1 protein-coding gene is annotated in these 14,845 nt (G+C 38.4%); it reads left to right on the plus strand.

All coding sequences use genetic code 11. The features are described 5' to 3' along the window. Positions 1-45: 45 nt before the first annotated feature. Positions 46-14,688, plus strand: a complete 14,643-nt coding sequence (locus tag RZ74_RS01050) for a DUF5776 domain-containing protein (protein ID WP_053949607.1) — start codon at positions 46-48, stop codon at positions 14,686-14,688. Positions 14,689-14,845: the final 157 nt, after the last annotated feature.

The following is a 14,845-nucleotide window of genomic DNA, read 5'->3' on the forward strand; positions in this document are numbered from 1 at the left end:
ATAGATTATAAATGAAAATATTGCGTTAGATTAGGGGATGAGATATTGCAATATAATAAGAAACAATTTAATAAAGTAAATGACAAGAAGGTCATGAAAAAGGTTAAAAAGCAATGGATCGTCGTATCTGTTTCTACTTTAGCCCTATTAGGTGCGTCTGCATACACTGTGACAAATAATCACGTGAGTGCTAAGGCGGATACAACATCTGGAACAACAACCAATTCAGGATCTGGTTCAGGTTCATCTGGAGCTGCTAAGTCTTCTGGAACCTCTACAACTAATTCAGCTGCGGGTTCTTCTAACGGGACAAGTGTGTCTAATCCAGCTCCATCCCAAACTCCAATCACTACTCAATACGCTGGATCAATTACCTCATACAATAATAATGATGATACAGCTACATACGCTAACCAAATCAAGCAAGGTTACACTGATGCTTACAACAAAAAAGGTAACCAATCAAGTGGAATAAGTGGTGCTGGTGCCAATTATTACAATGCTGCTTATGATGGTGCTCAAGCTGCTATTAATGCTTATAATTCAGCAACTAAAAACATGGGTGCAGGAACACAAGACTATAACTACTATGGTAATACTGTTACTAGACAAGATGGATACCAAGATGATAATGCAAATGCACAAACTGGTACTCAAGGATCAAGTGGACAAGGAAACAACAGTCAAAGTTCAAACGCGGGGTCTAACTCTGGTTCAAACAATAGTGCAAGTAATGGTAGCACAACCTCTAGTGCAACTAAAAACCCTACTGACGGTACACCACTAAGTCCAAATTCATATAATGACCCTAATCAAGGTGGAGCAGATAATCCAAAAGATGCTTCTAATTCAGTTTCTAATTATGAAACAACTATGGATGGTAAATTAAATAATGCCAATAATACATCCGTAAAAGCATCAAATGCTACCCAAGCCATTAGTGTGCCAACTGCATCAACTGCTTCAATTAATACAGAACAAAATAAATTTAGCGGAGCACAAGGTCTTTCAAAAGCATACTCACAAGCCGTTACTTATGTTTTAACTCAACAAGGGATGGCCGATGCTGAATCAGGTAAATGGCAAGGAGTTTATGTAGGATCAAATGGTCAAACTCAAGATTATTACCTAAATTCTAACCAAAGCAATACTACTAGTGCATATGACCAAGCATACCGTGGTGCTAGAGATGCCATGAATGCTTTCTTCACTAACAATAGCTACAACGGAAATACTTCAGTCGCTCAAATTAACACAGGAATCACCGCCTATATTCAAGGATATAATGATGTTGTCAACCAAGCTGCTAATGGAATTGTATACGTGCAAAATGGTAATCAATATTCATCGATTATGACCGGATCTACAAATCCTAACGTTGTTGGTGGTAACATTGCTTCAGGAATTAACGTTGTTCGTATTGCCAATGATATAGACCTAACAGGTGCTACTAACGGTGAAAACGATGGAACTGTTAACACTAATTTCGCAACTTTCACAGTTGATGGTCAAAACCATATGGTTGATTTTCATGGGAACAACTATACAGTTAACCGTCCAGGTTCAGGAAGTCTAGATATTTATCTACAAAATTTCCAAACTATGTATGGCTCTAACTTCTTCGGAACGTTCCGTGCAGAACCAGGAGCAGCGTTCCACTTTAGCAATTTAAACTACGTTGGACCACAACTACTAAGTTCATATAGTAATGATACCTACTTTAGTGGGAATGTTAATGTGGTTGTTCCTATCCATGGTATTACCTATACTTCACCATTCCAATCAGGAGTAACAATCGAGGGTAATGGTAATCAAGAAAACCTTGAAGTTAATAACTTTATTCTTCAACCTAATTCTCACTACTTTGGTAACACTTCACCAGCTTTAGGTGGAACTAACGTTGTGGTAACAGGTAACTTCACATTAGGTGAAAACGCTAAAATGACCTTAATTACACGTGGAGGTAATGGTGGAGCTGCAACTATCGCCGATGGTTCTACTTGGGGTGTTTGGCTAAAAAATGCAGGGGCTTCTTTGAACATTAATAAGAATGCAACCTTAAATATCATTCCACAGTTATATAACAATCAAAAGAACTTGTTTGGTGGTGCCGTTTACTCAGGTGCTCAGGTAAGTATTAACATTAATGGTGGGACATTAAATTACGAAGGATATAATGGGATTTCAGGATTCTATAACCAACCAGTTGATTTACAAGGTTCAAGCCAAACTCAAATCAACGTTATTAATGGTGGGGTTATGCAGATCTTAATGGATTCAATTCCTGATACCACAGCATGGAATAGTTATAACGGTCATGAATCAGTTTATGATGGATTAATTAATAACGTTGGTCTTGGAAACTTTAATGTTGGTGCTCGTGGTAACTTGAAAGTAGGAGTAACCAACTCAGATAGTACTTATAACGTGCCATATTACGGACCAATTAATATTAACTCGGTTGGTTCAAATCACGTTATCTTTTTAAAGTCTAATGCAGTTCAACAATTCCAAACTACTACTGGGACATCTGGAACTGGTAAAGCAGGGAATATTAATGCATTTACAGTGGGTGTTAAACAAGCGGATGGTTCAATTCAATATCTATATAATTTTAATTTACTATCAGGTTCAACTAATTATACAGGTGTTGATTTTAACGGTAATAATGTTAATGGAACCATTAACGGAAACGTCTTAGATATTTCTGATATTCCAGCCGTACAATTTGTTGGTCCTTTAAGTAAAATTAAAAATAGTGATGGAAGTACTACTGTTCAAGCGTATGCCAAGATCTCTAACTATTCACAATTTACCAAAGCCTTTCCAACTACAACTCCTACTATTTATGTTGGTGTCGCTACCAGTCCATCTGCTGGAACATATAATCAAATGACCCAAGTGCAAGGTCAAAAACTAACTGATACTTTCTCAAAGGCTGATCCTAATCAATATACTACTTCAGTAAGTGCAGCTAATTATGATGGTGGAATTATTCCAATTAGTTATAATATTCCATCAGGAACAGATACTACTAATGTTGGTATGAGGCTTCAATTCTTCATTAATTCAGTTAATACTACATTAGGACCAAACGCTTACACTTCAACTGTTGAAGGTTATCAAGCTGGAGCCAATGGTAAAGTTGTTGAAACATCAAATGGTGATATGCAAATTGCCAACGGTCAACTAAGTAACATTAGTGCAGGTAGTAATGATGCCTTAGCTGATATGGTAAACGGTAATAGTGCAGCTAAGAATGCTGAAAGTTTCGGTATTCAAACTAACGCGGATTACTCTGCTGCATACAACAGTGTCCAAGCTGGTTATCAAGCGTTCTTAAGCAACCCTAATGCTGACTACACTAAGTTAGCGGCATATATTAATGCATCAAATCCAACTGCATTTGTACAAGGATTTAAGCAAGCTGCATACCAAGCTGGTCAAAAGGATGCTCAATTTAACAAAAATAATGTAAGCAATATCAGTTACCCTGGCGCTCAAGCTCTTTATACAGAAGCACAAACTCAATACAGCCAAGCATATACTGATGCTCTTCAAAGTGCCGGTCAAAATCAACAACAAATTATGTCTCAATATAATTTGCCTACAAAAAATAGTAATGGAACTGCTGCAACAGCTGTAACACAAGCCATTTCCGATGCCTATGGTGTTGCCAAGTTCATTCAAGATGAACAAGCAGGTACTATTTCAACGACAACAAATCCAACCTCTGCATATAACTCATTAACAAGTAGTCAACAAATTGCTTACAATGATGCATATGCTGGTTACCAAAACGCTTTAAGTGTTGGATTCACAGATAATAATACAGATACAAATGCTGATAAGGCGGAATCAGCCGGTTTTGATTACGCACAATCATTAATTAATGGTGGGATTAGTCCAGCAAATCCACAATCTACTGCTAGTCATATGAATCAATTAGCATACGCACAAACTGGTTATTCTGTTGCTCAAGCTGCCGTTTCTAAAGCCAAATCTAACGGTGCAAGTAGTTCAGATGCATCAAATATGAACTTAGGTAATTCTGCATCTGTTTCTTCTGATGGAAACAGCCAAGATATTACTGCATATCAATACATTAAGATGGGGGCATATACTGCCTTACAAAACAAGTCAGATGCTGGTCTTAACACAATGGAAAAGGTGGGTTATTCATTAGTTGCTTCTTCTCAAGCATATACAAATGGGATTAACTCATTTGATACTGCTTTAGCAAATGGTACTAATAACAGCCAAACAGCACCACAAACAGACAATCCAATTTCAACTTCATCAGTGGGTCAACCACAATATCAACAAGGTTACACTGATGCTAAAAATGCGTATACTCAAGCTATTAGTGATGCTGTAGCAACTGCTAGAGCTGCCGGATCAAATGCTGCTAACTTGCCAGATACAGTGTCAGCTCCAAGTTCAATTCCAGCTGGAGCTCAACAAACATATGTTAATGCATATAAAGCAGCTATTGACGGTTATAAGGACGGAAACACTGCACAAGCCAATGATCAAGGTCCTCATTACAACAATATTAGCTCAACTAATGTAAGTAAAAAATCTTATGATAATGCATATCAAACCGCACGTGCAGATGCGGGTGCTAATGACTATGTAACTAAGAAGAGTGAAGCTGCTAGTGATACTCCATACGTAGCAGGATATTCAGCAGCATCTGCTGGACATTCTGATGGTTATTCAGCTGCTTCATCAGCCGCTCAAACTAACCAAACGGTCCCATCAGCTCCTGCAAATAAGCCAGCACAATATGTGCAAGGATATCAAAGTGGTATTACTGATGAACAAGCAGAAGCCAGTGCTAAGATTGGTGCTAGTCAATACTTATCTAATGCATCAGCTCCAACTACTGATAGCACTAAGCCTTCAGCTTATAACCAAAGCATTACTGATGGATTTAATGCTGCTGAAGCTGGATTTAAAGATGCAATGAATCAAGCGGGTAATAAATCAACTAGTTATACTGGAAATAGTCAAACTAGTTACTTAAGTGGATACAATGCATATAACGCATCTACTTGGAATAATGATGCTGCTTCAATGACCAGAGTGAACGTAGATTCAACTCCAAGCGTAACTAGTGTCACTAATGATGTTTTCAACGCAACATTAGCTAAGATTCAAGGTACAAACTACACACCTGCACAAAGTGCTAATGGTAAGTTATACCAAGATATTAGTGGAACTTTAGGTGCTGCTGCTCAAACTAGTTACAATAACGGACTTAGCCAAGTTAGTGCTAATTCAAATGCACAATCAACAGATCCATTTGCTAAAGCTGCCATTGATGACTTCAATAATGGTTATAACAATGAAACTGGTAACACTAATTCAACAGCTTATGCAGCTGGTCAAGCTTTGTTAAACAGTGAAAATAGTGCTAATACTCAGGCAAATACTGACGCAACTCAATCATTAAGTGACCCTAACGCACAAGCTGCATTAAATGCGATTAAGGACGCTTATTCAGATGTGGCTAAATCTGGTGCAAATCCAGCAGCAAAACGTGATTTGAGTAATCAAAACCGTGCTTACCAAGATGCCTATAACAAAGCTTTTGATACTGCAAATGCTCAAAAATCAGCTAACCAAACCACTGCAGTTTCTGCAATTGCAAGTGGTCAACAAAACACACCATTTAGTACTAATAGTGCAAGTGATTTAGCTTGGAATAGTGCATATAACGACATTAAGACTGGATATCAAGCTGCTAAGAACAGTAGTAATCCAACTAATCCTAATCCAAACAATGCAAACGTTACCTTTGGTTTTAATACAGCCAACGCATATACAGCTAGTTATCAAGCCGCACAAGCACTAACTACTTTGCCTGCAGACCATATGACTACAGCATCAGGACAAGTTCAAGATGTTGATGCATATAATGGTGCTGTTGACGCATTGAACCAGGTATACACTAACGGAACTACCACTGGTCAAGAACCAGCACACTTAACTGCAGATGCCAACCATTCTGCAGATTATGTTAAGGCATATAATGATGCAATGGATGCGGCATATGCAGCTAGTCAAAAAGGTCAAACCGATATGACTGCTGGAACCAATTCTAATACAGATTCTCTAACCGGAAACTCAAGTACTGCAGCTAATAAGATAATTTATCAAAATGCTTATAAACAAGCTGCAATTGGTTTTGGTTCAGGACTAAATAGCGGAAGTTTCCCATCAAATGCTGACCGTCAAAAAGGTTACAACGCCGCTACAGGTTATGGTCAACAAAATGGGGCATCATTATCTCAAGGATACAAAGATGCTGTTAACGACTTTATGAATAATAAGGGTCAAAGTGTTTCTAGCCATGCTACTGAAGCTGGATACGCAGACGCATTAGCTGCCCTAAATGCGGCTAATGCGACACCTACGCAATCAGACCCAAGTACATCAGCAATTTCTAAGTATGCATATAGTCAACAATTAGCTGCTAAGAATGCGCTTGTTGATGCATCAAATAATAACAATGCTAATCAAACAGCTCCATCAAATGTTGATCAAGACGTCTACAATGAAGCTTACCAAGCTGTTAAAGATGGATACAATGATGGTATTGAACAAACAACTCCTACTGCTAGTGATCATAAAAATCAAAATGATTCAGCACTACCATACACAGCCAGTTACCAACAAGGTTTAACAGCTGGTCGTATTCTAAAGGGTGCTCAAGATTATGTTGCTGGTAAAGCTAATGCAACTGTTCAATCAACCGATACTGCATATAATCAAGGGGTGCTAGAAGCACAAGCTGGTTATACAGATGGTAAGAACAACAACAATGCACAGGCTACAGCAAATAGCTATTCAACAAATGACGCTGCTTATAAGCTCGGCCAACAAGCAGGAGCAAACTCTAAAGATGGTGTTTCTCAAGCTAATACAACATCTAGCAATGATAATGGACTATCGGGAGATTCTCTAAACGCCTACTATGGTGTTAAAGACGCTTATAACGCAATTAAGAATCCTGACAGTTCACTTCCATCAAGTGGCAAGAATGTTGACACTAATAGTCAAGCCTACAAAGATGCATATCAAAACGCCCAAAATGCTGCTAAACAAGCAGAACAAAATGGTGTCTCAGCATTCGCTAGTCAATCAGGAGAACCAACTACTGATGGTACAATTGCTCAAGATGCACAAAAAGACGGATATGATCAAGCACAAGCTGGTTATGATGCTGAAAAAGCAGCGTTAGTAAATAATGCAAGTGCTGATTTAACAAGTAGTAGTAAGAACTCCAGTTACAATGCCGGGGTTCAACTAGCTAAGGATTCTGCAACTGGTCAATCAGATGCATATAGTGGAGCTACTCCATCAAATGCTGCTCAAGCAGCTGCTAAGCAAGCTGTTCTAGATGCATATGCAAACGTAACTAATGGAACACCAGATGCAACTCCAACACCTAGTGATAATACCAACAAGCAAGTCTACAATGATGCATATTCTGCAGCGAAGACTAAAGCAGTTCAATCAGCAAATAACGGTGCCGATAGCTATCTAAATGGTGGCCAAAAATCTGGTCAATCTGACCTAGATCACAAGTTATCTGACGCAGAGTTTGATAAAGCGCAAAGTGGATTTAATGCCGGACTATCAGCAGCTCAAGGTGCTTCATCAGGTTCAACTGATTTGGGCTACAACAAGGGATTTGCTGCTGGTCAACAAGTTGCAAAAGCAATTAGTGACAGTCAAGCCAAAAACACTACAAGCTCTTCTGATTCAAACTACAATAATGCTGTCAGTGGATATCAAGATGCTTTAAATGGTAAGACTCCACAACAAACACCTGCTACTCCAGCATATACAACTGCATATAATCAAGCTCAAACTGATTTACAATCAGCATACCAAGATGGTGTAAACCAAGCTCTTAAAGGACTTCCTGCACAATCTTCTTATGATCCAAACAAGAAGGCAACAAACGTAAATGGTTTATCTAATTCTGCAGTTTCAACAAAAGCTAATGCTGGATTTAATGACGTTGCTAATGGATTTAACAATGAAATTAACAACCAATTAAATAATTCACAAACACCTATTGCTAACCCTAATGATGCAAATAACCAAGGTACGCAATTAGCTAAACAGGTTGAACAAGCAATCTCAGATGCAGTTAATAACGGTTCAAACGCAAGTTTTGCTGCTAACTCAAGTATTCAAACAGAAATTCAAAAGGGACTAGATGATGCTAATGCATCAGATGCTTCATCGACAGCACCTAATGGATTAAGTCCGATTGCTCAATTGGCTTATAAAGAAGAATACAACAAGAAGACTGCTCAAGAACAAGCTGATATTCAAACAGCTAAGAGCCACGTCTTAAGTGGAAATACTAGCGGAGATAATGGTAACGTTCAAACATATGACGGTGACATTCAACAGGCCATTAGTGATGCTAAGAGTTACCAAGATAACACCTCAAACAAGACTGGTGCTGATCAAGATGCATACAAAGTCGGATTACAAATTGGTCAAAACGGCTTAGCTAAGGGTGCTCAATCATATGTTACTGGTGGTACTCAAAATACTGATGGAAGTGTTGAAGGACAGCTTGAATCACAAGGTTATACCGACGCTTCTAGCGGATTTGCAGCAGGTTTAACCAAACCAGCTGGAACTTCGAGTGATAAGCCATCAAACACTAGTTACACAACAGGATTTAATGCTGCTCAAGCTGTTAAAACTGCTGAAGCTAATATTGAAAATAATACTAATAATCCTTCAACAGACGCTAACAGCGCAAATCAAGCAACTCAAGGTTATAAGGATGCAGCAGCAGCGTTTGCATCCAATGCAAATACTTCTGCAACTGAAACAACATCAAGTAATCCTGCATATAAGCAAGCTTACAGCGATGCTATTAATCATTTGCAAGGTAAGTACAGTGATGGAGCAGGCCAATTTACAAGTGGTAAGGCTACGCCAGATACTTCTTCAGCAAATAGCTCATATGATAAGAATGCGATTACCCAAGGATTCAATGCTGCTCAAACTGGATTTAATGCAGGTATGAATAATACTCATGACTATGATTCTGACAGTAATGCAACCAGTGCTCAAAAGACTGGTTATGATTTAGCTCAAAATGTGCTAGCAAGTATTAATAGTGCTAAAAACACTGATACTCCAACTACTACTGGTGACAATAATTTAGATCAAGCTATTAAGGAAGCTAGAAGCAATGTTATAGCTCATCCAGTTAGTTCTACTGACACATCATATCCTTCTGATATCCAAAACAATGTTTTAGCTCAGCAAGTATATAAAGCAGCAGTAGATCAATTTAAGCAAGAATATCAAGCAGGGGTGACTGCTGCGACATCAACCAATGCTGACGGTTCAGCAGTACAACCGGACCATACCAACACCTTTGTCACTAATGGTGTTAATGATGCTAATACTGCAATGACTGAAGGATTTAATGCGAAGACTAACACAACAGAATTAACCGCTGCCTACCAAGCTGGTGTGGATGCCAAAAGTGGTGTTACTGAAGCTAATAATGGCCAATCGGTTAATGCTAATGAAAGTGCTGCGACTCAACTAGGTAATTCAACAGCTGCTACGGCAATTAGTAACGAAAGTCACAATCCAAAGATAACTCCAGATAACTCTGGTAAGTCAACACTTTACCAACTAGCATATTCTGCTGGTCAACAACAAAGTGATACTTTAACTACTCAAGGTACAAACGGATTTATCAATGGTCAAAATAGACCATCTGGTTCAGATGCAGCGAGTCAATTATCCCAAAAAGCATATGATGATGCATTGAACGGATACAATGCCGCTAAGAATGGCAATACAAGTACTGCTAACCAATCAGATGCTTATGCAAAAGGGGTTAAAGCATATCAAGATGCCCAAAATGGTATTGCTTATGCACAACAACACTTTAATGATTCAAGTAATGGAATCCCTAGCGGACAAGATGTTACTCAAGCTGAAACTTTAGCTGCTCAAGCGGTGATGGATGCATATAAAGGTAATAACCCAAGCAATGCTGGTAATCCGATTTATGCGGATGCTTATAATGCTGAGATTCAAAAGAAGAATAGTCTAGCTACTGAAGGTGCAAAAGCTGGTGCGAATGCAAATTCTGACACTCCAAGTTCATACCCAGAAGGTGTTACTACACCGATTGATAAAGCATCTTATGCAAAGGGATACAGAGATGCATATGATGGTTATCAAACAGCATTACAAGATATTACAGTTCCTGTACCTACTGTAAATAGTGGTGTTAACCAACAAGATGCTCAAAATGGTGCTGTTCAGGCATTCAAGGATGTTTTAGCTGGTGGAAATCCAGCTTCATTACAAGCTCCTACTAATGCCTCAGATGCATTCAAGGCAGCTTATGCTAAGGCTCTATCTGACGCTCAAGGTTACTTAAGTCAAGGTGAAAATGATGCTAAGACTGGTACAGCACCAACTGCTACAGGTAATGGTGCTGAAGCACAATTAATTAATTATGCCTACAACAACGTTACAAACGGTTACAAGTCACAACGTGATAATGACTTTAACAATGCCAATAATGATACAAGAAATCCAAATAGCTACTTCCAAGAAGGAGTTACTATTGCTAAGGACCTAAAAGCTAAGGTTGACAGCTTTAAATCTAACCCAACAACGGATGGTTCATTAGCTGCTAAGGCATATCAAGATGGTATTAGTGGTACAACTACTAACAAACCAAATGCTGGATCTGACAATTATTTGGAAAACAATGACTTATACAATCAAATTCATGATGCAGCTCAAAAGAATGCAGCGACAGGTGCGAACGCATTTGTAAATGGTTTACAAAGAGATAATAGCAGTGCAACAGCTGATGATAAAGCACAACAAGCTGGTTATGACGATGCATCACGAGGCTTTACAGCCGGATTAGCTCAACCAGCTGGATCAACCAGTGATAATGACAATCCTCAACAAAGCCCAAGCTACAAGCAAGGACAAGATGCAGCGATTGCCGTTATAGACGCTGAAGATAATATTGAAAATGCTCATAACAATGTTCCATCAGATACCGCAAGTTTCGCAATGGCGAAATCAGGATACCAAGATGCATACAATGCTATTAACAACTCAAGTGATCCAAAGAATGTTTCTGCAACTCCAACTGGTGCAAATGCTAACAATCCTGCATACAAGCAAGCATACCAAGATGCGATTGCTCATTTGAAAGCTCAATATCAAGCTGGAATTGATCAATTTAACAATGGTAATGCGCAAGCAAATACTAGTGGTATTAACGGTCAATACTACCAAGCATTGATTCAAAAAGGATTTAACGCTGCTCAATCAGCATTAACAAACGGATTGAGTTCTTCAACTGCTTCAACATCTGATACAGCTGTTCAATCAACTCTTGTAAATGGTAAGATCTATGCTAGTGCTATTAGTGCAGACGCAACTAATGATACTAATCCAAGTACTGGTGATACAGGTGTTGATGCTACTATTAAAGCTGCTAAGAGTGCTGTTCTAAGTAATCCAGCAGTTGCTGATAATCAATACCCAACTAGCAATCCAAATGTTTCCGGTAACGCTAAGCTACAAGCAATCTACAAGGCCAGTGTTGATGCTTTCGAAGCTCAATACAACAGTGGTGTAAATGCTGTAGTTAGTGGAGACGGTAACGGACACTCAGGTACTACGCCAAGTGGAACATTAGCTAGTCATGGTACTTCAGACGCTACAGAATCAATTAAGGCAGGATTTAGTGGTGCAACTAATCCACATGCAAATCTTTCTGCAGCATATACTGCTGGACAAGATGCCCAATCAGGAATGCAATCAGGACAAAGTGGTACCGATGACAGTAGTAGTTCTGATTCTGCTGCTAAGAAATCAGGTAATCAAGCTGCTAGAGATGCTACTTCAGATATAACTAGTGGTCAATCCAGAAACAACTCTAATGCCCTATTAACTTACCAATTAGCATATGACCAAGCTAAGAAAGCCGCTGGAAATAGCGCCAACGATGGAGCATTAGCATTATTCAACAACAATGCTAATAATGATCCAAGTGTTGCTAATGGATTGATGAAACAAAATCCAACTACTGCTAGCGATAGGTCATTCAACAAGGGATTAACTGATGCAAAAACAGCATTAACCGATGCACAAAAGAATGATCCTAGTTTGGATGGTCAATACGATCAAAATACAGTTGCTGGAAAAGTTTACTTCGCTACTAAGGCTGCATACAGTGCTGTTGACCCAGCTACAGCAAACAATCCACAATATACCGATAAGATTCATATGACTGATCCACTAGTCAGTGCTGCATACAACAATGCTTTATCTTTCGCTAAGAAACAAGCATTACAAGCGGCAACTGATGGTGCTAACAGTAATGATCAATCCGCATCTCTAAATGGCAATCCTTACGCTAAGAAGGTTTATCAAGATGCTTACAATGCTGCCAACTCAGCATATACCGATTCTCTAAACAACCAAAATGCTAACAATTACTCTGGCAATACTGCTGCTGCAGCCACATATGATGCTGTGCAAGACGCAATTGCTGATTATGTAAATAACAAGCCATCTCAATCAAATTCAGCTAAATTTACTGATGATGCTTCAACCGCTTACCAAAAGGCATATCAAAAGGCAATGCAAAATGAAATTGCTGATGCTATTAGATACGGTCAAGCACAATATGAAGCAGGTAAATCACTTGATGAAATTGCTCAATATGGTCAAAACGACAGTAAGTCAGCATTAGGTCAAGTTGCCAAGGTTGCAGCGCAAAGAGAACAAGCTGGTCATGATGATGCATTAAACGGTGGTTCTCACTCTGATATTAGTAATGATCCATCATACCAAGCTGGTATTCAATTAGTTCAACACGAAAAAGCTGGTGAACAAAAGGCATTAAATAATGTTAATGTTCAACCTGATGCTAGTGCTACTCAAGCAGAAAAAGATGGATTTAAGGGTACTGTTGATGGTTACAACCAAGCAGCAACTGATGGTAGTTTAACCAAGGATACAATTGATGATTACATCAAAAATAATTTGGCTGACAAATCAATCGCTTACAGAGATGCCTTTAAGAAGTCATACCTAGATGGTTTAGGCTCTGCTAAGGCTGGTGCAGATGCAGCAACTAATAATGGTCAAGATTCTACTAACGGTCAAAACGGGGCTGCACAAAAAGCTCAACATACTGGTTTCGTTGATGCTAACAATGCATTTATTGATACTCTTCACGGAGTAAACAATACTCAAGACCCTAACTCACTATCTTCACAAGAAGGTGCCGCAAAGGCTAACCAATTCTTAAAGGCAATCCAAGATGCAGTAAATGATAAAGGTGATAAGAGCAATACAGATGCAAATTACCAACTAGGTCTAAATACTGCCCAACTTGCTATTAAGAATGCTTTAGCTGACGCTAAGGCTGGTAAGAAGCTTCCTGCTGATGATAATGATATTCAAGTTCCTGATGGATGTGACCCAACCACATATAGAGATGTTTACAAAGCTATCTTTAATGGTTACACTAATGGATTTAGTGTTAAGGGAGACAAGACTAATAATCAAAATGCTGATTATGACATTGCGTTCCATTACGGATACAAGAAGGGTACTGGTGATATTCCAGCACCACAAAGTGATAGCACTGCTCCAACTGATTTCTTAAACAATACTAAGAAACCAGCTAAGTCATTTGCTAGCTCATTTGAAGCTCAAGAATATAACCAACAATATCAAGAAGCTAAAGATGGATTCGCTGATGGTATTTCAGGTAAGAACAAGTCCGGTTACACTGATTACTACTCAGATGGATACAAGGCAGGTCAAGAAGCTCTTACTGGTATGAAACTAGCTAAGGCTAAGGTATACAAATCACACTCTCAAATGCTAAAGGAAGATGGAAAAGCATTTGCTAATGGTTATGATGGTTACCTTCGTGGATTAGCTGCTGCCAAGAGAAGTCTTAAGGAAAACAAGAAGTTATCTAAGAAAGACTTGGTTGGTAAGGATCGTGTCTTTGTATACACATTCAAGGAAGGTCTAAAAGCAGAAACTAAGATTCAAAAAGAAAGTGGAGCTAAGGCTGGAATTAAGAATGCTAACAAGCGACACTCAATTCCTTCAAACATTTACGATAATCGTTCTGCTGCATATGCTAAGAGCTACATTAAGGCATACAAGCTAGAAATGAAACGTAGAATGCCTAAGTACATCTACAATGTTAAGACTATCTTCACTCATAGTCGTGTGAAGTTCAGTAACCAAACTAGAATTAAGAAATACGCATACACTAAGCGTTATAATTCAACTGTCTTCAAGGTTACTGGAATTGCTTATTACAAGAACGGTGTTCCAAGATACCGTCTAAGCAATGGTGATGTTGTTACTGCTGGTGATCATGTCGAAAATGCATATTACCAACACAACTTTAAACAATATAAGGTTATTAAACCAACCGGAGTATTGATTCATACTGCGAAGAAATACACTAAGACTAACGTAATTAGAAGACTAAAACGTGGTGAAACATTTAAGATTCAAAAGGTTGTTAAATATCATGGTTTGACTCGTCTATACGTTGGTAAGGGTGAATACATTACCTCAAACAAGACTTATGTACAAAAAATAGACAGATAGTATAACGCAAAAAAGCTACTAGATTTAATCTAGTAGCTTTTTTTGTGCTTAAAAAATATATTTTTTGTATTGAAATGTTAAGAAAAACTTAAGGAATGTAAATATTAGTCTTTTTTTATGCACAAAGCGTTAAAATAGTGTTAAATTAAGAATATAA

It is taken from the genome of Apilactobacillus apinorum (genome assembly GCF_001281175.1).
GTDB classification, from domain to species: domain Bacteria; phylum Bacillota; class Bacilli; order Lactobacillales; family Lactobacillaceae; genus Apilactobacillus; species Apilactobacillus apinorum.